The organism is Brucella sp. LJL56, assembly GCF_054871705.1.
In genome coordinates this window covers 376,632-397,594 of record NZ_JBTXLQ010000002.1, presented here as the reverse complement: position 1 = coordinate 397,594, position 20,963 = coordinate 376,632, and the positions used below count along the sequence as shown (strand labels likewise).

Sequence of the window (20,963 nt, the reverse complement as noted above, 5' to 3'; positions counted from 1 at the left end):
CTGGTGGCCGGATTTCTGATCAAACGAATTTTGCAGGCGTTGTTCGTGCTTGTCGCGATGACGCTGCTTGTCGCTTTCGCGGTCCGCCTGACAGGCGATCCGGCATTGATGCTGACGCAAGGCGCGGGCAGCATCACCGAAGCCGATCTCGCGCGCATCCGCGAAGGTCTCGGTCTCAACCAGCCGTTCTTCGTTCAATACTGGCAGTTCCTCAAAGGACTGTTCACCATGGATTTGGGGCGTAGTTTCCTCGGTGGCACGCCGGTTTCAACGCTCGTCGCTGGCGCTCTGCCTGCCACGCTGATGCTGGCCTTTGCCTCGCTGTTCGTTTCCATCGTGATTTCCGTTCCACTTGGTATCAAGGCTGCCGTGTCGCGTGGAAAATGGGCTGATCAGCTCATCCGCATCTGCTCGCTGGTGGGCCTGTCCTTCCCGAACTTCTGGCTGGCGACCATGCTGGTGCTGCTGTTTGGCATTACGCTGCAATGGCTGCCGCCAAGCGGCATGAGCGGTATTGCAAGCTTCATCATGCCAGCGCTTACCATGGGCATCATTCTGACCGCGACCAATGTCCGCCTTGTGCGCACGGCGATGCTGGAGACGCTGCAATCGCAATATATCATGGTGGCGCGCGCTAAGGGGCTGAACGAGAACAAGGTTCTCTACAAGCATGCGCTACGCAATTGCGCCATCCCGCTGATCACCTATCTCGGCCTTCAGTTTGGCGGTCTGCTCGGCGGTATCGTCGTGGTGGAACGCGTGTTCAATTGGCCGGGCATGGGCACTCTTGCCTTCGACGCTGTGGCCGGGCGCGATTACCCTGTCTTGCAGGCCACCATCGCGATCCTTTCCATGCTGATCATCGGCGTCAATCTTCTCGTGGACATTGCCTATGGCCTTGTCGATCCGCGTATCCGCACGGAGTAGGACCCATGGCAACCAAGACCTCTTCCGTTCTATTTTCGCGCTTCGCGAGCCTCGAATTCGTTGTCGGTGTCGTCCTGACCGGCTGCATCTGTTTGGCTGTGATTTTCTCCGGATATCTTTTTCCGGGTGGCGCCAACAAGATTGATCTTTTGGCGCGCCTGACGCCGCCATTTGTCAATCAGGCCCATATTTTCGGCACCGATCCACTGGGCCGTGACGTGCTGGCGCGTGTCGTGACCGGTGGCAAGATTTCGCTGTTTGTCGGGTTCGTTTCGGTGATCGGTTCTGTCATCATCGGAACAATAATGGGTCTCGTCGCCGGTTATTATCGCGGATTCTGGGACATGGCGCTGATGCGCTTTGTCGATGTTCAGCTGGCCATGCCGTTCATTCTGCTCGCTATCACCGTCATGGCTATTCTGGGCGGCGGACTGTTCAACACCATCATTTTGCTGATCGTCTCGCAATGTGTGCAGTATGCGCGACTGGTGCGCGGCTCGGTGCTATCGTTGCGCGAGCGCGAGTTCATCCTGTCGGCCCGTGCTATCGGCGTGAAGGACTGGCGCATCATCTTCCAGCACCTGCTGCCAAACCTGCTTGGTCCGGTCATCGTGCTGATGACGCTCAACGTCGCCAACAATATCCTGCTGGAATCGAGTCTGACATTCCTCGGCCTCGGTGTCGATCCGACCATTCCAAGCTGGGGCGGCATGCTGGCCGACGGGCGCACCTATCTCCAGACCGCATGGTGGGTGAGCATATTCCCGGGCCTCGCCATTCTCTTCACTGTGCTTGGCCTCAATCTCCTTGGCGACTGGCTGCGTGACAGCCTCGACCCAACCGGCAGGACTTCCCGATGAGCGTGCTTTTTGAGAAAACCTATCAGCGCACCGTTCATGCGCTTGTCGAGCACTTTCTGAAACCGGAAATGCGCGGCGCAAAGGTGGAAGCCTGGCTGTTCGATGACCAGCCGAGCCGCTTTGCTGCGGAAACGAAGCTGCGCGAGGCAGGCGTCGAGGCGCGGCTGCGCTCGGCTTACAAACCGCTCCTACATTTCTTTCTGGAAGAAGTCGATGGCTCGACGGTGAAGTCGGCTGCGATCCGATATCCTCGTCATGATGCCTGTGTGCAGAACCGCTTCCTGCTCGAGACCTATCCTTTATCCGCGCTGCTGTCGGAGGTTGAGGTGCTTTTTACAGCCTCGGGCCAAGACGATTTTCATTATGAAGTCGATCTGGTCTTTGTGGATGGCCATAGCGAAAACCATCGGGTTTTTGCACCAAACCGTGTGCATGTGGATTTCATCGGCGAAACGCTGGTATCACCAACCGGCTGGCTGACTGTCACGCAAAACGGCAAGACCGAAAGCGCCCGCTGTGAGACATCCTATGAAAAGCTATTTCATGACGCGGTCTCGACCATCGCGGCCCGTGACTGGAAGCGTGGCGAACCCTATTTCGATGAGCTGAATATCGCAGTCAGTCTGCCGATCACCGACCGCCGCCTGCGTTACGATGAGGAAACGCTGAGCCTCACCGAAGCCATGCATGAAGATATCTATTTCTCGCTGCTTGAAGTTTTCCAGAAAAAATCCGGTCGCCCGGTTGGCGACCGCGGCTTGCAGCCGGGGCAGATCGTGCCGGAAGTTCGTTTTCGCGATGCCGAACTATCCGTAAAGGTGGAAACGCGACCGCTTTCCACCAGCGATGCGCTAACGGCAGAACAAGTTCTGGAGACAGCGCAGGCGCCGCTTTCCGCCGACCAGATCCGCCGTGAAATTGCCCAGCTAGGCGGTGAGCCATTCGAGGCGCAAACCCGTTCTGGCAGAACGGTACGCGCGACTTATCGCAAGGGCAGCGATGCCGCGATGATGATTAGCGCCGGTCAGCATGCCAATGAAACGACGGGTGTTGTCGGGGCGTTGCGCGCCGCCAACCGGCTTGCGGCGCGAGAAGGTGCGCATTTCACGATCTCTCCGCAGGAAAACCCGGACGGATACGAGATACACAAGCGGCTTTGTGCGCTTCAGCCGCATCACATGCATCATGCTGCCCGCTATACTGCGCTCGGTGACGATCTCGAGTATCGCAGCGGCGAGGGGCTTTACGAAAAGGCCATTCGCATCGAGGCGGAAGAGCGGACCGACGCGAAACTGCACGTCAACCTGCACGGTTACCCGTCGCACGAATGGACGCGTCCGCTATCCGGTTATGTGCCGCGTTCCTTTGCCATGTGGACGCTGCCGAAGGGCTTTTTTCTGATCATCCGCCACCATGCCTCCTGGGAGAAGGAAGCAGAAGAACTGATCGACCGCGTAACGAAACATCTGGCCGCCATTGACGGGCTAGTTGCCTATAACAACGCGCAAATCAGGCTTTTCGAGCAACATGCAGGCGAAACGGGCTTTCGCATCATCAACGGGTTTCCGTGCCTTGTCGGTGTCGATGATCGTCATACGGTGCCATTGACGCTCATCACCGAATATCCGGATGAGACGATCTATGGCGATGCTTTCGTCAAGGGACATACCGCACAAATGGAAACCGTTCTGGCATCATATGATGCTTTGCAGGCACTGTTTCCCGCAAATGCCGTCGCTTAAAGGTAATAAACACCAATACGTTTGCCGCCGATGATTTCGACGGCAATCTCCATTTCGTAAATGTCGCCGAGGATTTCCGGATGGATGAGCTCAGCCGGACTTCCCTGCTGGACGACCCTGCCGTGGCGCATGGCAACGATATGGTCGGAATAGCACGACGCGAAATTGATGTCGTGCAGAACCAGAACGACAGTTTTTCCAAGTTCGTCTGCAGCTCGCCGCAACAGCTTCATCATTGAGGCGGAATGCTTCATGTCGAGATTGTTGAGCGGTTCGTCCAGCAGCACATAATCCGTGTCCTGGCACAGCACCATTGCCACGAAGGCGCGCTGACGCTGTCCGCCGGAGAGCTCATCCAAAAAACGTCCACTCAGATCGCCAAGGCCAAGATAGCTGATGGCCTGTTCGACATGTTTGCGATCATCGTTGTTCGGTCGGCCTTTGGAATAGGGATAACGACCGAAGGTTACGAGATCATACACGGTCAGGCGGGAGTTGATTGCGTTTTCCTGCCGCAGTATCGAGAGCCGCTTTGCTAACACATCACCGGATGTCGTTGAAACATCGAGCCCGTCTATGGTCACACGCCCTTTGTCCATCGGCAGGAGACGACTCACCATCGAGAGCAACGTCGATTTTCCTGCTCCGTTCGGTCCGATGATCGAGGTTATGCCACAAGCAGGCAGTTTCAGGGTTACATCATCGACGACAAGTGTGCCGTTGTAGGATTTGCTGACCTGGCTGATTTCTATCAACGCGCGTGCCCCCTAACGAGAAGGATGATGAAGACAAGGCCGCCCAGAAACTCAATGATGACACTCAGTGCGGTATTGAAGGAGAAGATGCGTTCAAGAATGGTTTGACCGCCGACAATGCAGAGGATCGCGAGCAACACCGCCACCGGCAGGATAAACCTGTGTTTTGCCGAACCGGCAATCATGTAGGCCAGATTGGCGACCAGCAGACCGAAAAAGGTGATAGGCCCTACCAATGCGGTAGACACGGAAACCAGTACGGTGACCACGAACAGGATCTTGCGCACGATGGGCTGATGATCGACACCCAGATTGATTGCCGGATCTCGCCCGAGAGACAGGACATCAAAAACGTATATGAAGCGCAGACCATACAGCGAAACCGCAGCGACAATGACCGCCGATATGATCAGAATGTCGCTATTGATGGTGTTGAAACTGGCGAAGAAGCGGTCTTGCAGGACAGCGAAAAGATTTGGGTCAAGCATCCGCTGCATCAGGTTGGAAATGCTGCGGAATAAGACTCCGCAGACAATACCGACGAGCATTACGAGATGCAGGCTACGCGCCGCTCCCGAGAAGAGCCAGTAATAGAGCGTACCGGCAAAAACCACCATGATGGCGGTTTCAGCTAGAAACCGAATATTTGGCCCAAGCCAGTCGATATGAACGGCACCAAAGAAGAAGACCACCAACGTCTGGATCAGGATATAGAGCGCATCGAACCCCATGATTGATGGGGTCAGGATGCGGTTGTTCGTGACCGTCTGGAACAATACTGTTGAGACAGCAACTGAATATGCAACCAATATCATGGCTGCAAGCTTGGTACCGCGGAAGGACAGGATAAACGACCAGCTTCCCTTTGCGCCGATTGTCATGAATGCCGTCACTGCAAGCAAAGTGAGTATGCACAGCAGCGGAAGGATTAGGGTAGGACGTTTAAGCAAGGCGTGAACCTCGCCGCAACAGAAGGTAGAGGAATATGACACTTCCCACGACTCCCATCATCGTGCCGATCGGAATTTCGTAAGGAAAGCGGACCACTCGCCCGACAATATCGCAGGCAAGAACAAGCCCAGCGCCGAGTATCGCAACCCACGGTACAGCCCGCCGCATATTGTCGCCAATGAACATGCTGACGACGTTCGGGACGATAAGGCCAAGGAAAGGTATCATGCCAACGGTCACGACGACTGATGCGCTGACCATCGAAACGATGACGAGACCAAGTGTGACTACACGGCGATAATTGAGGCCAAGGTTTGTGGTAAAATCCTCGCCCAGCCCCGCGACCGTGAAGCGGTCAGCGGCAACATAGGCGATGACTGTAAGGAAGAAAGCAAGCCACAAGAGTTCATAGCGTCCGCGAAGAACGCCGGAAAAATCGCCGGTTGTCCAGGAATTGAGCGACTGCAGAAGATCAAAACGGTAAGCAATGAAAGTGGTTATCGCACTGACGACGCCGCCGAGCATGATACCGACCAATGGCACCACAAGTACAGACCGCAACGGAATTGCCCGGAGAATGCGAAGGAAGAGGGCGGTTCCGGCAAGGGCTGTAACAGAAGCAACCAGCATTTTACCGATTACGGGCGTTTCCGGTGCAAACAATATGACCAGGAGGATGCCGAGACTGGCAGATTCTACTGTACCTGCTGTGGAAGGTTCAACGAAACGGTTGCGTGTCAGCATTTGCATGATCATGCCCGCAACGGCCATGGACATGCCTGCAAGGACGATTGCAAGGGTGCGTGGAATGCGGCTTATAAGAAGAACTTCGGTCGCACGATCGGTACTTCCGGTTCCGAAAAGTGTGCCCAGAGACACATCGCTGACACCGATAAACAGGCTGATGACAGCCAGTACGGCAACAACGGCTATGGCTGCTGCAAGTCCCTTCACGCCCATTTCCTGTTCTATTGCCTGATCGCGAATTCGGGCCATCTGTGGATGACCCGATCGGATTGGGTTTGGAAAGCTGTTACTTCGCTTTGTCGAAAGCCTGTGAAAGCTGATCGATCGTGCCGTGAAGCGCGCCGAGGCCACCGCCGATCAGATACCAGTTCTGAGCGTTCAGATAGACGAGCTGATCTTTTTTCCAGGCATTGGTCTGGTGCACGAGTTCGTTATCGAGAACCTGCTTGGCTGAATTACCTTCACGACCAATGGCGGCATCGCGGTCAATGACAAACAGCCAGTCGGGATTGGTTTCGAGGATGAATTCCGAGCTGATGGGCTGGCCATGATTGCCGATTGAAAGATCGGGTGCTGCAGGCTTGACCCCAAAGCTGTCATGCAGGACGCCGAAGCGCGAACCTGGGCCATAAGCGCTGATCTTGCCGCCGGACGTGAGGATCAGGAGGCCGGTGCCCTTGTCTGCGGCCTTTTCTTTCAACGCAGCAAGTGCGGCATCAAGCTTCTCGGCTTCCGCCTTTGCGTCTGCTTCCTTCCCGAAAATCTGGCCAAGTTTCTCGACATTGGCTTCAGTGTCGGCGATGAAATTCTTCGCATTGGTCGTCAGATCAACGGTGGGAGCGATCTTCGATAGTTCACCATATTTCGAAGCTGAGCGACCAGCCACGATGATGAGATCCGGCTCCGCCGCATTAACTGCTTCATAGTCAGGTTCGAACAATGTTCCGATCTTTACATAGCCGTCGCCCTGATATTTCTTCAGATACTCCGGAAACGAAATGCCACTGGGCACGCCGGTCACCTTCACGCCGAGGCGATCAAGATTATCGAGGGTGCCGAGATCGAAAACCAGGACCTTTGCCGGTGAGGCTGGAACTGCTGTCTCACCCTGAGCATGCTTGATTTTTAGATCAGCAGCATTTGCAGTTGCCGCGATGCCCAGCGCTATGATGGCGGCGCCACACAAGCGTGTAACCTGTTGAGCGATATTCAGCATGGTGTTCGATCCTTTCATCAATCCTGTGCTTTATAGTCAAGTATCTTCTCCGTCAAAGACCGCGAGGTAGAATTCAGTTGTTTTTTGCTTGGGGAGCTTGTTTGAGCAGGATGAAATTGAGGCTGTCTGCTACCGTCAACGGTATCATTGAGCCATGACTCTCATCCTCGAAACGGTGAAAGGCTGCGTCTATTTGCGGAAGTTTGGAAAGCTCTTTGAATATATCCGAACCGGAAGGTCCGCCGCGTAGTTTCTTCAGTCGATCATCGTCCTGCTTCGTCTGACCGGGACGGGTGCCGCGCTTGCCGGAGGTTTCTATAAGCAAGCGGATCGGATAAGGTGCATTCTTGAAAACCGAGATGAAATGATCTTTGTCTGTCAGAATTGAGCGATCATTCCACCAGATCGATGGGTCTGCCGCGCTGTAACTCTGGAAAGAATCTGCGTGGTTGAACAGGGCATAAAGTGTGAACAGTCCACCTAGCGAGTGACCAAACAAGGCCTGTCGTTTTTTATCGATGTCGAAATGCTTTTCGATTTCAGGCTTTACTTGATTGTCGATGAAATCGAAGAATGCATCCCGTCCTCCGGTCTTCGGCATATTGAAGTGAACCGGGATCAGATCATCAGGCGTGGGAGGCGTAAGGTCGAAATATCTCAGGCGAACAATTTCGTCCTGATTATCAGTCGGATAGCCGATGCCTACAATGACAGCTTTCAAGGCGGCATTTTCTGCCATGAGTTTTGCTGCAATCGGCAACATGCGGTTGCCGTCCACCACGTATATCACCGGATACCCACCTTCGGGCGCTGGTTCATTGGGGGCCGCGGTGAATATACGATAGACGATGCCGTTAGCTTCCATGTCAAAGGACGAGGTGACGGGCTCAGCAGCCTGCGCAGCGGAAACCAATACTAACCCTGCCATCATCAGGCTCACCTTTTTCACGGTATTCGCCAATACTCTCATAAGAGCATCCAATCATGGGAAAGACGCCAGCCGTCGCAGGCAGGCGTCTGGTTGTTGCAATCCTAGAAGCGGGAGGTCATGCCGACCCAGAGGCGGCGCCCCTCAACGACGTTGTTGAGTTCGTCGACAGCCGTCTTTTTGTCGAAGATATTATAAACGGCTGCATTAAGGGTTACGTTTTCGCTGAAATCATACGAACCGCCGATGTCGAATGTCGCATAAGCCTTGTATTTGCGCGCAATAACGTCGCCCTTGTCATTGTAAGCATAGGGTTCACCTACGGTGCCAATGCGCAGTCCTGCGTTGATTTCCTCGCCATGGTAGTTCCCTGAAGCCCAGGCCTTCAGTCCCTCGACCGGGGTCATCCAGTCGGCGCGGATGCTTGCCATATGCTTCGGTGTACGAGCCAATGGCAACCCGGCGTATTCGCCGGTCTTTTGTTCGGAATCCGTATAGGTGTAGCTTGCACGAAAATTCAGGGTAGAAGTGGCTTCCCATTCACCAGTCAGTTCCACACCCTGCAAAACAGCTTCATCAATATTGTAGCTGTAATAGAGAACATAGTTCGGATCCTGATCCCAGCGGCGCGGCTCGCCGGTCACTGGATCGTACTGGATATTGCTGGCGATCTTGTCGGTGAATTTCGTATAGAAATAGGTTGCACCCAGACGAAGGCCTTCCTGGTTATCCCAAAGAGCGCTGGCTTCATAGCTGGTGCTCTTTTCGGGTTGCAGGTTAGGGTCGCCGATAATTACACCGCAAGTGCCGTTCGGGCCATAGGTACAATTTCCGCCACCCGTCGTGTAAGCATAGCCGGGTGCAATAGTGCGGATTTCAGGAGCGCGGAAGCCGGTTGAAATGCCCCCCTTAAGGGTCAGTTGCTCTGTCGCGTGCCAAACGGCATATCCGCGTGGACTCCAATGTGATCCGTAAACCTCATGGTGGTCCAAACGCAGACCGCCGGTCAAACCAAAATCCGGTGTTAGCCACCACTCGTCTTCGGCGAAGAGTGCCCACTGCTTGATGCCGAACTCTTCATCGAGCCCGGTGCGGCGGCCCGGATTCTGATCGGTCAGAACCGAATCCATGAATTGACCACCTGTTACGAGGGTATGATTGCCATAGAGTTCGAAAGGCGTGGTGAATTTTCCATCGAGTATGGAGTTGCGAATATGCGGCGAGCGCATTGCCTCAGCAAAGCTGCCGCTTTTCTTGTCCCATGAGAAACTGCTGCGTCGGGCCGTTTCCTGCATGAAGGAGAAGTCAGAGGTCGTCGGACCCCAACGGCCGGTGTGACTGATCGACCAATGATCCCGATCATTGTAGTTATAAGTATCGACTGGTGCAGTTCCTCGCGTTGGAACCGGATCGATATTGTTGCCGACAGTTGAATCACGGCGAAGGCGTGTCTTGCCGAGTTCGAGCATGATGTCGTGATCTTCATTCGGGGTGATCGTGACGCGCCCGGTGATGTCAATATCTTTCTGCTCTGGCGTTCCGTTGATGATTTTATCTTCCTGACGCTTCAGTCCACGACCCCAGACCTGCACGCCGACGAGGTTCGGGACGAGTGGGCCTGTGATATAATATGAGCCTTGAAGCGAATTGCCGAATTTTGAGTGTTGCTGCGCCGTACCGTCTACCGTGAACGAGCCGCTCCACGTGTCAGAGACTTTTTTGGTGATAATATTGATGACGCCGCCCATCGCGTCCGATCCGTAGAGCGAAGACATTGGGCCACGAATAACTTCAATACGTTCAATCGCGTTTGCCGGCGGCAGGAAGCTCTGTTCAAAGCCCGAGTTTCCATTGGTACGTGCATCACGCGTGCTCTGGCGCTTTCCGTCGACGAGCAGAAGAGTATAAGAACCGGGGAGACCGCGAATGAATATGTCACGTTCGGCAGCCGAACCAGTGACAGTAACGCCCTGAACGTCCTTCAGAGCATCGGTTAGATCGCGATATGCGCCTTTTTCCAACTCTTCGCCAGGAACCACTGTGATGCTCGCCGGAGCGTCGGTGATATTCTGTTCGAACCCAGTTGCAGTGACAACGATTTGGTTGAGCTTGACGGCACCGTCAGCGGTTGTTTCGATGCCCGCTTCTGTCGCAGATGACTTTTTCTTCTTGGAACCAGCTTCGTCTGAAGTTGCTTCTTCTGCAGTGTTGGTTACCGTTTGCGCAATGGCAATCGTTTCGCTCAGAAGTAGTGCTGTGGAAAGGCAGGTCCCCGCAAGGATCGCCCGATAAATGAGCGATTTGCTGGCCAAACGCCTGTCTTGTGTACCGTTGGCCCACAATCCCCGAAACAAGCTGGTCATTTTCGTCACCGTTTAAAGTTGAGTTTTCAAGTCTCCTTATGTATGGCAACAAGGTGACGTCAATCGTCATGTTTTATAAGCATTCCAAATTTCAAAAACCACAAACGAACGGGCGATAGAGTGATGTCGGACAAGCAGGCGAAAACCCAGCAACAAACGGAGAAAGGTGAGAATGAAAGTCTTCGTCTGGGGCAATTGCGCCTGTTGATCGCGCTTGATGCACTTCTTGTGGAAGGCAGTGTTGGCGGTGCTGCCAAGCAGATGGGGTTGAGCATTGCAGCCATGAGCCGGTTGCTTGGTCAGATTCGCGAGAAGTTCAATGATCCCATTCTGGTTCGTTCTGGCCGAAACATGGTTGCAACCCCAAAAGCAGAGGCGTTGCGTGGACGGCTGCGGCGGCTGGCGAGCGAAGCTGAAACGCTATTGAGTTTGGATCTTACTGAATTGCCGAAATCAAACTGCACTGGGCATCATGGGTGGAAACGAAGCGCCATTGTAGCGCCGCCGCTGCTTGGTATCCGCAAGGTTGTCGAGCTCGAAAATCATCCAACACCGGAACAGCTTGCCGCACAATTCGCCAATATTCAGGGCGAAAACGATCCGGTCAGGAGGCTTGCAAAATATATTGCAGTGATAGGGCGAAAGGTCGGGCACACCCGTCCTCTCGAAATGTCCGAAGCCGAAGACGCATTCACGACGATTTTTACAGGCAACGCCGATCCGATGCAGATCAGTGCATTGCTCCGGCTTATTCATTATCGCGGAGAAACCGCTCCCGAACTTGCAGGCATGGTGCGTGCGGCGAGACGAATTTATTCGTTCGACCCGGGATTGAATATACCGACCCTGGATTGGCCAGCCTATCTGTCGCCCAATTCCATGCAGTCACCCTGGTTCATGCTGTCGGCCCTGTTGGTCGCCCGGGCCGGCTATCCGGTCGTCATGCATGGCAACTGCGGTACAGGTGAAATCTCGGGCAAACTTGAGATAGCGGCTGAAGCTATCAATCTGCCGATTGCAACGTCCCATTCCTTGGCTGAAAGTGCTTTGAGAGCGCATGGTATCTGTTTCATGCCGATGGCCGGCTTTGCGCCTCAAATTCACGCGCTGATGGCGCTTTATCCGTTGTTCGAGTCACGTTCATCGATGAACAGCCTTGTTCATCTTCTCAATCCGATGAGTCTCAAGGCATCATTTCTGGGTGTTACCCAACCGACATATCGTGAATTGCATCGCGATGCGGGGGCGCTTCTTGGCATATCGTCGATCTCCGTAGTTTCAACCAGTCGTGATGTTGCCGAGCTGGTTCCGCACCGAACGCATACGATCCATAGGCTTCTCGCCGGCCGTGAAACGGATTTGTTGCTCCCGACTCTTTCCAGAGAGAGCAGTGACAAGCATTCAAACTTCAGTTCATTCGAATACTGGTCCGGTGTCTGGTCCGGTGCGGCCGTGGACAAACGAGCAGAAAATACGATCGTAGCAACAGCCGCTATGGCGATGATGACAGCGGCGTCTGCAGATAATGAAAGCTATGCGCAGTTCTTTGAGAAAGCGGAAGAGCTCTGGCGCAATCGTCATGGTCGGGCGACGGTGTGAATCAGAGGTGATTGCGATTGCGGAATGTAAAACTGTTTACGATCTGCAAAATTTGAAAAAGCTTTCTCACGCTCGCTCGACAATGGCAAGTCCATGCTTTGTCTACTAATTTTATAGGCTTTATCTTTCTCCCCGTAAGTTCGATTGAAAGAGGGGAGCGCCGGTGGCTAATCCGATATTCGGCGAGGCGGGAACATCGATTTTCGAGGCGATGTCGCGGCTTGCTGTCGAGCGTGGAGCCATCAATCTGGGGCAGGGGTTCCCAGAAGGCTTTGAACCTTCTCAACTTCTTGAGGCGGCTGCTCGTGCTCTTCGTGAAACCTCGCAACAATATCCACCTATGATGGGCCTGCCGGTTCTTCGTCAGGCTGTCGCAGAAAACGCCAGACGGTTTCTCGGTTTCGACGTTGACTGGGAAAAAGAGGTTCTGGTGACCTCTGGAGCTACGGAAGCTCTGGCCGATACGTTTCTGGCACATCTGAATACGGGCGACGAGGTCATTCTGTTCGAGCCGGTTTACGATGCTTATTCAACACTTATCCAGCGCGCTGGCGGGAAAGTGGTGCCTGTACGGTTGAGGCCACCTCATTGGGAACTCCCGCGAGAGAAGCTGGTAAACGCGATCTCTCCTCGCACCAAACTCATTGTCGTCAATACGCCGATGAACCCAATTGGCAAGATATTCGATCTGGATGAGTTGGACTTTCTCGCTGAACTCGCGATCAAGCATAATCTCGTGATCGTTTCGGATGAGGTATACGAACATCTCGTCTTCGATGGTCGCCCGTTTCATTCTATGTTCGGTGTTGAGAAAGTCCGCGACCGTGTCGTGCGAATTGGCTCCGCCGGAAAGAGCTTTTCATTGACAGGATGGAAAGTCGGCTATGTGACAGCTTCCGCGAAGCTTCTAGCACCGATTGCTCGCGCTCATCAGTATGTCACTTTCACCACGCCGCCGGCATTGCAGTCGGCGATTGCCGTTGGGCTTTCGTTACCTGATAACTACTTCGCCGACCTTAGGGCAACGCTGGCATCGCGGCGGGATTTACTGGTTGGAGGGCTCAAATCTGCCGGGTTTGAAGTCGCCAGTGCGCCAGCCACCTATTTCGCTGTTGCCGACATACGGCAGCTTGACCACGGCGATGATGATCTCGATTTTTGCCGACGGCTGACACTGGAAGCAGGTGTAACTCCTGTCCCGGTCTCATCTTTTTACGGTGCGCGTGATGTACGCAACCATGTGCGTTTCTGTTTCGCCAAACGTGACGAAACGCTGCGCGATGCCGTTTCACGTCTGGCCAAGTGGAACAACAAACGGAATTGGCGTGCTGCGTCTTAGACGTCTTTCGATATCACTACAGGGAAATCAGTATGCATTCAGTTTCATTCTTGCGCAGTGCTGTTTCTGCGGCCCTCCTTTCTGTACTCGCGGCTTCACCTTCATTAGCGGAGAAAATCCGTTTTGGCGTGACGTCCGGGCCGCATGCAGAGATCGCCGAGGCGCTTGCACCTGTCGCCAAAGCAAAGGGGCTTGATATCGAGATTGTTGAGTTTTCCGATGGTGCGCTGATCGATCCAGCCACGAATGACGGCGACCTGGACGCCAATGGTTTTCAACATACGCCTTATTTTGATCAGCAGAACAAGGATCGCGGCCTCAATCTCGTTGGTGTGGGCGGGAGGACCGTGTTGTTGCCTATGGCTGGCTACTCACGCAAATACAAATCGCTCGATGAACTACCGGAAGGGGCGCAAGTCTCCATTCCTAACGATCCCAGTAATGCGGGTCGCGCCTTGAAGCTCCTCGAGGCTGGTGGTGTCCTTAAGCTGACCCCAGGCGTGACGTTCAACGCAACGGAACTCGATATTGTTGATAACCTGAAGAAGATCAAAATCGTTCCGATGGAGACGGCCCAACTTCCGCGATCACTGGAGGACGTAGATTTTTCGGTTATCACTTCACACTTTGCGTTGAGTGCCGGGCTGGTGCCGAGCCGTGATGCGATTCTGATCGAAGATCGGCTTTCTGATTATTTTTGCCTGCTTGCTGTTGCCGAGAAAAATAAGAACGCTCCCTGGGTCAAGACGCTTGTCGAAGCCTATAAGTCTCCCGACGTCAAAGCCTTCATCGAGACGAAGTTCGGCGGCAACATTATAGCGGGTTGGTGAGATGAATGTGCTCATGCGCAGCGAACCAGTGTCGAATGCCGTACCGGACGAGAGGGGGCCGGTGCAGCCTATTATCGACATACGGTCGCTGACAAAGACTTATGACGTGAAGGCCGGTCCGATCATCGACGATGTCTCGCTTCAAATCGGCAAGGGAACCATTCATGGTATCATTGGCCGTTCAGGCGCTGGAAAAAGTACGCTTGTTCGCTGCCTCAATGGCCTTGTGCGCCCAAACAGCGGAGAGGTTTTTATCTCCGGGCGTGAGATCATAACACTTGGACAAGGCGAATTACGACGACTTCGGCGCGAAGTATCGATGATATTTCAGCACTTTAGCCTTCTTTCTTCTCGAACTGCTTATGAAAATGTAGCTCTACCTTTGGAACTGGCAGGTGTGGACTACAGCAAAATTAGAGGCCGAGTGAACGATCTACTGGATCTGGTGGGCCTCAAGGAAAAGGCTGATGCTTATCCATCAGAATTGTCTGGCGGTCAGAAACAGCGTGTAGGTATCGCGCGGGCATTGGCTCTGGAACCGAGCGTTTTGCTGTCGGATGAGGCGACATCGGCGCTTGATCCGGAAACCACGGAGCAAATTCTTTCGCTATTGAAGGATATCAATCGGCGGCTGGGGCTGACGATTGTACTCATTACGCATGAAATGGATGTCGTGCGCCAGATCGCAGACCATGTGACGGTTCTTGATGGCGGCAGGGTTGTTGAAAGCGGGGGGACCTTCGATGTCTTCGCCTTTCCGCGGTCCGCTATCGCCCGGTCGTTTTTGGCAAGTATCGTTGCCCACGATTTACCGTCGGAAGTATCGCAGCGGCTGCTTCGGGAACCGATTGCTGGGTCAGACCCCGTTCTTCGCATCATTTTCTCCGGCGAAGCTGCGCACGCACCGGTTGTTGCAACATTGGTACGGCGCTTTGGGATCAATCCGAACATACTGCATGGACGCATAGACTATATTGCTGGGCAACCTTTGGGCATCATGACACTCGTCGCTGAGGGGGCTTCGGCCAATCTTGCGGATGTCCGCAGCTATCTTTCTTCACTCAATCTTCATGGAGAGGTCATAGGTCATGTTGTCCGATCTGTTTCCACCGGCGCTCGTTGGGCTATTGCTTGAAGCGCTGAAGCAGACGGCCACTATGGTGGCTGCATCTGCCATCCTGTCCACATTGATAGGTTTGCCACTGGGTGTTGTGCTGGTCGTGACCAGCCCGGGCCAGTTTCTTGAGAGACCGGTCTTCAATCGCGTGGCGGGGACGGCTGTCAATCTGGTTCGGTCCACACCATTCATCATTCTGATGGTGGCGATCATTCCATTGACGCGGCTGATCGCCGGAACCACCGTTGGCACCTATGCGGCCATAGTTCCGCTAACAGCGGCAATCACCCCACTTTATGCACGACTCGCCGAAACAGCGATGCGTGAAGTGGACCAAAGCTTGGTCGAGGCTGCCGAAAGCATGGGCGCATCGCCAATTCAGATCATTTTCAAAGTGCTTTTGCCTGAGGCGCTGCCTGGTATCATCGCCGGGCAAACGGTTACTCTTGTCAGCCTTGTCGGATATTCGGCGATGGCTGGAACCGTCGGCGGCGGCGGTCTGGGTGATATGGGAATTCGCTTCGGTTATCAGCGTTTAATGCCGGAAGTCATGGTTGCTGTCGTCATCATTCTGGTTGCTATCGTGCAGTCGATCCAGATCACGGGCGACTATGCCGCTCGTCTCGTCAATCACCGCGTGGCACGCAGCCGTCGCTCGCGCTGAGAGTTTTTCAGGAGGTTTCAATGACTATACACACCACCCCAATCAATCTGCCTTTGCTCGACTTGTCGCGTTTCAATGGAACTGCCGAAGAGCGTAGCAATTTTATTGAAGAGCTACGCAGCACGCTTCATGACCATGGCTTTTTCTATCTTACAGGGCATGGTGTCGACCCAAAGCTCGTGGAAGATGTGGTTGCGACGGCAAAGAAGTTTTTCGCACTTCCAGCGGAAGAAAAACTCAAGATAGAAATGGTAAAGTCGTCGCATTTTCGCGGCTACAACCGTGCTGGTTTTGAACGTACGCGCGGTCAGCAGGATTGGCGCGAGCAGCTCGATATCAACACTGAATCGGAACCGGCTGCGATCGGTGCCGGTAGCCCGGCATGGAAGCGTCTGATTGGTCCAAACCAATGGCCGGAAGCATTGCCCGAACTCAAGCCGTTGCTGCTCGCCTATCAGGCCGAAGTAACGCGCGTCGGTATCGATATTCTGAAAGCAATCGCTGCCTCTCTTGGGCAACCGGAAGATTTTTTCGCCCAGATCTATGAGCCGTATCCATCCCAGCTATTGAAGATTATCCGGTACCCGGGGCGTGATGTAGCGGAAAGTGAGCAGGGAGTGGGAGCCCACAAGGACGGCGGTTTCGTCACCGTGCTGCTGCAAGATGTCGTCCCCGGTCTGCGCGTCCAGCAAGAAGATGGCGAGTGGATTGACGCACCGCCGGTTCCCGGCACGTTTGTCGTCAATACGGGGGAACTGCTCGAACTTGCCACCAATGGATTTGTGCGTGCGGATATGCATGGTGTCGTCGCTCCCCCGGCCGGCGTGGAACGTTTCTCTGTCGCGTTCTTTCTTGGTGCCCGATACGATGCAACGATCCCGGTGATAGACTTACCGGATGAGTTGAAGACCAAGGAACGCGGCGTGACCGTCGATGCGCTGAACCCGATCTTCCGTGAAGTCGGTGCAAACAATCTCAAAAGTCGCCTCCGGTCACATCCGGATGTTGCACGCGCCCATCATGCGGATTTGCTAACGCCTGAGCAACTGGCAGAGCGGTTACCAGGCTCGGCGTATTGATGGGTTGATCGTCGTTTTTCACGGCGTCGCGGTCATGTCGACTGGGACGCCTTTGTTCCACATCCCTTGGCGGCTAATGCGCTGGTCTCATCAGTCGCCAAGGAACGGGCTCGGGGGTATGCCGTTAATCCAGATTTTCTGGATCGTGCGACACTCTAACGGGTGATCGCCGTTCATACTTCGCCTGTTCGTTGACATTTATAAGCTGCGATTACTGGCAGGAGAGGCGGGGCTGTCATTTTGGCGGTAGTCTTTGTCGTTTTGTGCGTTAAATTTCGACTCAACTTTGCAAAAATTTCGGCAAATTGACCGTATAGTTGTCATTTTGAACAGTTTGCCCCTCTAAATTTAACAAATCCACGGCTTGATCGTTCAAAGCAACAATGGAAATCTCCCTGCACTTATAAAAAGCGTGACGTAGGGAGGGGATCGCTGAAATGCCTGTAATGCCCGAATTGTGTGCCGATACAATAGTTTATAACGGTACTATCTGGTGTGGATATGAAGAGGGCACAGTTGAAGCCCTGGCAATCTGGCAAGGCAAGGTTCTTGCAACGGGTACGAAGGACCAAGTTTGGTCTTTGAAGGGCGACAATACGCATTTGGTCGATCTGAAAGGGCGCTTTGCTACGCCCGGACTGAATGATGCTCATTTGCATCTAATTTCCGTCGGACTGACACTCAAGTGGATCGACGCGACGCCTCAGGCAGCGCCGACATTGCAAAGCTTGCTCGATGCGATTCGGGATGCGGCTGCTTCGGCACCTCCGGGAGCATGGATTAGAGCTCGCGGTTACGACCAAACCAAGCTCGATGTAGGTCGCCATCCACATAAATCAGAGCTCGACGCCGTGGCACCAAACCACCCGGTCATGCTGGTGCGCGCCTGTGGCCACGTTTCGATTTTCAACTCCAAAGCCTTTGAGCTGGCTGGAATAGATGAAAAATCGTCAGTGCCGGATGGTGGTTTGATCGAACAGCGAAATGGGACGTTGACCGGAATGGTTGCCGAAAATGCACAAGGTGCAGTTCGCAAGGCGATTCCGAAGGCAACGACTGAAGAGATGATCGAAGCCATTGAGGCTGCAGGCAATTTGTTGCTCTCATATGGCATTACCAGCGTCATGGATGCAGCCGTCGGGCAGGTTGCGGGCTTTGATGAAATTCGCGCCTATAATGTTGCGAAGCTTCAGAAAAGATTGCCGGTACGCACATGGCTTGTCCTGTTAGGCGACCCTGGCCCGTCGATTGTCGAGAAATGTTATGAGGCTGGACTGGTGTCCGGGGCCGGTGATGACATGCTGACGGTTGGTGCGGTCAAGATTTTCCTTGATGGTTCGGCAGGTGGGCGGACAGCATGGATGAGCAAGCCTTATCTCGGCGACGATAATAATATCGGCGTACAGATATTGCCGGATGCGGAACTGGAAGCGCTGGTGCTTGATGCTCACAAAAAGGGTTATCAGCTTGCCTGCCACGCAATCGGTGATGCAGCGATTGGTCAGCTCATTACCGCCTACGAAAAGGCGCTTGCAGCGCATCCCGATCCTGACCGTCGTCACCGTATCGAACATTGCGGTTTCTCCACGCCGGAACAGCACGAGCGGATGAAAAAAGCTGGCATCTATCCATGTCCGCAGCAGGTTTTCATCTACGACTTTGGCGATGCCTATATTTCTGTTCTCGGTGAGGAGCGCGCACTTTCCAGTTATCCGCTGAAGACCTGGAAAGATCTCGGTTTCAAGCCTGCGACCGGTAGCGATTCACCTGTCTGTCACCCGAATCCCTACCCGAATATCTATTCGATGCTGACACGTGAAACGGGTAAGGGAACAGTGATGGATGCTCGTGAATGCGTGACAATCGAAGAGGCTCTTCAGGTCTATACGGAGTTTGGAGCGTTTTCTCAGAAGCTTGAGAATGTGAAGGGTAAGCTCATACCGGGGCAGGTCGCTGATCTGGCAGTCTTTTCACGCAATATGCTCACCGCAAAACCGGAAGAGATTCTCAACGATACGCACTGTGTTCTTACCATACGCGATGGAGAAATCGTATTCGAACGATCCTGATACATATGCTCCCGATATCCGGGGATAGATAAAAAGAATTGAAGCGCAAACGCTTCAGGGCAATTTCGGGCGGCGAGGTTTCGACGGAGCTGCCCGAACGAACGGTTCGGTTGAATCGCAAGAATGAAATCCATGAAGGGGAACAACATGAGAAAATTCGCAATGCTGGCGGCACTGTCCGCAGTTCTATTGGCTGGAACAGCGGCCTATGCTGCGGACGAGCCGCGTTCGGGAGGCGTCATCAATTTCGTTGCACCTTATGGTGACAGCTTCTCGACACTCGACATTCAGGCTTCGCCTGCTACGCAGGACGAGTTCTACGCCAAGGCCATTCACCGTACGCTCTATGATTGGGATGCTGATCTCAACAAGCCGGTACTCGGACTTGCGACTGATGTGGCTGTGTCCGACGACAGGCTGGTCTATACTTACAAGCTTCGTCAGGATGCATTTTTCCACAATGGCAGGCCTTTGACAGCCGATGACATCATCTGGAGCTATACCCGGATAATGGATCCGAAAAAGGCTTTCCCTCCGGCACGTTATATTGCCGAAATCAAAGGTGCAGAGGAATATTCTCAAGGCAAAGCCAAGGAAATTTCCGGTCTGAAGAAGATCGACGATCATACGCTCGAGATCACACTCAAGCAGCCAATTGATCCGGGCTTCCAGTTCATGCGCAACAACACTTCCATTTACCCGGCTGGTGAGGGCGATAACGAAGAGTTTCAGCGTCATCCTATCGGTCTTGGACCCTACAAGTTTGCAGAATATGTTCCCGGTTCCCGTTTGACGGTCGAGAAGTGGGACAAGTACTATGAAAAAGGCAAGCCATACGCGGACAAGATCAATATCATGATCATGGGCGATGCTGCTGCTCGCGACGTCGCATTCCGCAACAAGGAAATCGACGTAGCAGTGCTCGGACCGGCGCAGTACACTGCCTATCTTGCCGATCCTGAACTTGCGAAGAACATGGTCGAGGTAGCCGAGGTCTATACGCGCGCCGTCGGCTTTAATCCGGATTTCAAGCCGTTCCAGGACAAGCGTGTCCGTCAAGCAATCAACTACGCTATCGATAGCGATCTCATCATCAAGAGGCTCGTCAAAGACAAGGCCTATCGCGCGGTTGGTTGGCTGCCAAACTCATCGCCAGCCTTCGATAAGGATGCGAAGCCTTATCCATACGACCCTGAAAAAGCAAAAGCCTTGCTTGCAGAAGCTGGTTATCCCGATGGCTTCGAATTCGAGCTTACGGCAACACAGAACGAGAGCTGGGGCTTGACCATCGTTCAAGCGATCATTCCGATGCTCGCGAAAGTCGGTATCAAGGTAAAGGCAAAGCCGGTGGAAGCATCTGTTCTTGCCGATGTGGTTCCGGCTGGCAACTTCCAAGCCTATATGTGGTCGCTTGAAAGCGGCCCAGATGCATTGACAGCGATGCAGTGCTTCTACTCCACGACCCCTCAATCCGCGTGCAACTATCAAAAGTTCTCTAACGCTGAATTCGACAAGATTGTTGATGCGGCAAAACTGGCTAAAGCCGAAGAAGAGAAGAACGAGCTTTTGAAGAAAGCCAACAACCTGTTGCAGGAAGAAGCGCCGGTCTGGTTCTTCAACTACAACAAGGCGGTCATGGCGCATCAGCCGTGGCTGCATGGTCTGCAGCCGAACTCGGCAGAGCTCGCGGTCCAGTCCTATGAAAAGCTTTGGGTCGACGACACGGTTCCGTCCGGGCGTTAATTCCGGCTGACAAGGATCGGCCCGCTCGATTTCG

The 20,963-nt window shown here is 53.8% G+C and carries 17 protein-coding genes; 11 read left to right on the top strand and 6 right to left on the bottom strand.

All coding sequences use genetic code 11. The features are described 5' to 3' along the window. Positions 1–3 precede the first annotated feature (3 nt). The 3 genes from ACYSN1_RS10460 to ACYSN1_RS10450 are packed head-to-tail and all read left to right on the top strand — an operon-like array spanning position 4 to position 3,529. Positions 4–927 (top strand): ABC transporter permease, encoded by a 924-nt coding sequence (locus ACYSN1_RS10460; protein WP_461725873.1) that lies wholly within the window; start codon positions 4–6, stop codon positions 925–927. A gap of 5 nt (positions 928–932) precedes the next feature. Beyond that, entirely contained in the window at positions 933–1,787 is an 855-nt protein-coding gene (locus tag ACYSN1_RS10455; RefSeq protein WP_461725604.1) for an ABC transporter permease, read from the top strand. Then, a complete protein-coding gene (locus tag ACYSN1_RS10450; protein ID WP_461725603.1) occupies positions 1,784–3,529 on the top strand; it encodes a M14 family metallopeptidase in 1,746 nt (581 codons plus the stop codon). The genes ACYSN1_RS10455 and ACYSN1_RS10450 overlap by 4 nt, the downstream gene beginning before the upstream one ends. Here the strand turns inward: ACYSN1_RS10450 and ACYSN1_RS10445 are convergent. The 6 genes from ACYSN1_RS10445 to ACYSN1_RS10420 form a co-directional block, all read right to left on the bottom strand. Further along, a complete protein-coding gene (locus ACYSN1_RS10445; RefSeq protein ID WP_461725602.1) occupies positions 3,526–4,284 on the bottom strand; it encodes an iron ABC transporter ATP-binding protein in 759 nt (252 codons plus the stop codon). The genes ACYSN1_RS10450 and ACYSN1_RS10445 overlap by 4 nt on opposite strands. After that, the gene (locus tag ACYSN1_RS10440; protein WP_461725601.1) at positions 4,281–5,234 is read right to left on the bottom strand and encodes an iron chelate uptake ABC transporter family permease subunit; all 954 of its coding nucleotides are present in this window, start codon (positions 5,232–5,234) and stop codon (positions 4,281–4,283) included. The genes ACYSN1_RS10445 and ACYSN1_RS10440 overlap by 4 nt, the downstream gene beginning before the upstream one ends. Next, complete coding sequence (locus ACYSN1_RS10435; RefSeq protein WP_461725872.1) at positions 5,227–6,189, bottom strand: ABC transporter permease; 963 nt, start codon at positions 6,187–6,189, stop codon at positions 5,227–5,229. Before ACYSN1_RS10435 ends, ACYSN1_RS10440 begins: the two co-directional genes overlap by 8 nt. Positions 6,190–6,268: 79 nt before the next feature. Further along, positions 6,269–7,216 carry a siderophore ABC transporter substrate-binding protein gene (locus ACYSN1_RS10430; RefSeq protein ID WP_461725600.1) on the bottom strand — a complete coding sequence of 316 codons (948 nt, stop codon included), beginning with the start codon at positions 7,214–7,216 and terminating at the stop codon, positions 6,269–6,271. 55 nt (positions 7,217–7,271) lie between these two features. Then, positions 7,272–8,168, bottom strand: coding sequence for an alpha/beta hydrolase (locus tag ACYSN1_RS10425; protein ID WP_461725599.1), 897 nt, complete (start codon positions 8,166–8,168; stop codon positions 7,272–7,274). A gap of 62 nt (positions 8,169–8,230) precedes the next feature. Then, entirely contained in the window at positions 8,231–10,489 is a 2,259-nt protein-coding gene (locus ACYSN1_RS10420; RefSeq protein WP_461725598.1) for a TonB-dependent receptor domain-containing protein, read from the bottom strand. Between the two features lie 123 nt (positions 10,490–10,612). On the opposite strand from ACYSN1_RS10420, the gene ACYSN1_RS10415 reads away from it, so the two are divergent. The 8 genes from ACYSN1_RS10415 to ACYSN1_RS10380 all read left to right on the top strand — a co-directional run bounded on the left by ACYSN1_RS10415 (position 10,613) and on the right by ACYSN1_RS10380 (position 20,929). Beyond that, positions 10,613–12,088, top strand: a complete 1,476-nt coding sequence (locus tag ACYSN1_RS10415; RefSeq protein ID WP_461725597.1) for a glycosyl transferase family protein — start codon at positions 10,613–10,615, stop codon at positions 12,086–12,088. 163 nt (positions 12,089–12,251) lie between these two features. Next, entirely contained in the window at positions 12,252–13,427 is a 1,176-nt protein-coding gene (locus tag ACYSN1_RS10410; protein WP_461725596.1) for an aminotransferase, read from the top strand. A 32-nt stretch (positions 13,428–13,459) separates the two neighbouring features. Beyond that, positions 13,460–14,257 carry a MetQ/NlpA family ABC transporter substrate-binding protein gene (locus ACYSN1_RS10405; protein ID WP_461725595.1) on the top strand — a complete coding sequence of 266 codons (798 nt, stop codon included), beginning with the start codon at positions 13,460–13,462 and terminating at the stop codon, positions 14,255–14,257. 1 nt (position 14,258) lies between these two features. Next, positions 14,259–15,392, top strand: a complete 1,134-nt coding sequence (locus tag ACYSN1_RS10400; RefSeq protein ID WP_461725594.1) for a methionine ABC transporter ATP-binding protein — start codon at positions 14,259–14,261, stop codon at positions 15,390–15,392. Then, positions 15,346–16,038, top strand: coding sequence for a methionine ABC transporter permease (locus ACYSN1_RS10395; RefSeq protein WP_461725593.1), 693 nt, complete (start codon positions 15,346–15,348; stop codon positions 16,036–16,038). The genes ACYSN1_RS10400 and ACYSN1_RS10395 overlap by 47 nt, the downstream gene beginning before the upstream one ends. Positions 16,039–16,058: 20 nt before the next feature. Next, complete coding sequence (locus ACYSN1_RS10390; RefSeq protein WP_461725592.1) at positions 16,059–17,117, top strand: isopenicillin N synthase family dioxygenase; 1,059 nt, start codon at positions 16,059–16,061, stop codon at positions 17,115–17,117. A 446-nt stretch (positions 17,118–17,563) separates the two neighbouring features. Continuing rightward, positions 17,564–19,186, top strand: coding sequence for an amidohydrolase (locus ACYSN1_RS10385; RefSeq protein WP_461725871.1), 1,623 nt, complete (start codon positions 17,564–17,566; stop codon positions 19,184–19,186). A 147-nt stretch (positions 19,187–19,333) separates the two neighbouring features. Next, positions 19,334–20,929 carry an ABC transporter substrate-binding protein gene (locus ACYSN1_RS10380; RefSeq protein ID WP_461725591.1) on the top strand — a complete coding sequence of 532 codons (1,596 nt, stop codon included), beginning with the start codon at positions 19,334–19,336 and terminating at the stop codon, positions 20,927–20,929. The last annotated feature ends 34 nt before the right edge of the window (positions 20,930–20,963 follow it).

Excerpts from the sequence above, each read along its gene's own strand:
- ACYSN1_RS10455 (WP_461725604.1), top strand. The coding sequence starts at position 933 with ATGGCAACCAAGACCTCTTCCGTTCTATTTTCGCGCTTCGCGAGCCTC.
- ACYSN1_RS10450 (WP_461725603.1), top strand. The coding sequence starts at position 1,784 with ATGAGCGTGCTTTTTGAGAAAACCTATCAGCGCACCGTTCATGCGCTT.
- ACYSN1_RS10430 (WP_461725600.1), bottom strand. The coding sequence starts at position 7,216 with ATGAAAGGATCGAACACCATGCTGAATATCGCTCAACAGGTTACACGC.
- ACYSN1_RS10425 (WP_461725599.1), bottom strand. The coding sequence starts at position 8,168 with ATGAGAGTATTGGCGAATACCGTGAAAAAGGTGAGCCTGATGATGGCA.
- ACYSN1_RS10420 (WP_461725598.1), bottom strand. The coding sequence starts at position 10,489 with ATGACCAGCTTGTTTCGGGGATTGTGGGCCAACGGTACACAAGACAGG.
- ACYSN1_RS10415 (WP_461725597.1), top strand. The coding sequence starts at position 10,613 with ATGTCGGACAAGCAGGCGAAAACCCAGCAACAAACGGAGAAAGGTGAG.
- ACYSN1_RS10405 (WP_461725595.1), top strand. The coding sequence starts at position 13,460 with ATGCATTCAGTTTCATTCTTGCGCAGTGCTGTTTCTGCGGCCCTCCTT.
- ACYSN1_RS10400 (WP_461725594.1), top strand. The coding sequence starts at position 14,259 with ATGAATGTGCTCATGCGCAGCGAACCAGTGTCGAATGCCGTACCGGAC.
- ACYSN1_RS10395 (WP_461725593.1), top strand. The coding sequence starts at position 15,346 with ATGTTGTCCGATCTGTTTCCACCGGCGCTCGTTGGGCTATTGCTTGAA.
- ACYSN1_RS10390 (WP_461725592.1), top strand. The coding sequence starts at position 16,059 with ATGACTATACACACCACCCCAATCAATCTGCCTTTGCTCGACTTGTCG.
- ACYSN1_RS10385 (WP_461725871.1), top strand. The coding sequence starts at position 17,564 with ATGCCCGAATTGTGTGCCGATACAATAGTTTATAACGGTACTATCTGG.
- ACYSN1_RS10380 (WP_461725591.1), top strand. The coding sequence starts at position 19,334 with ATGAGAAAATTCGCAATGCTGGCGGCACTGTCCGCAGTTCTATTGGCT.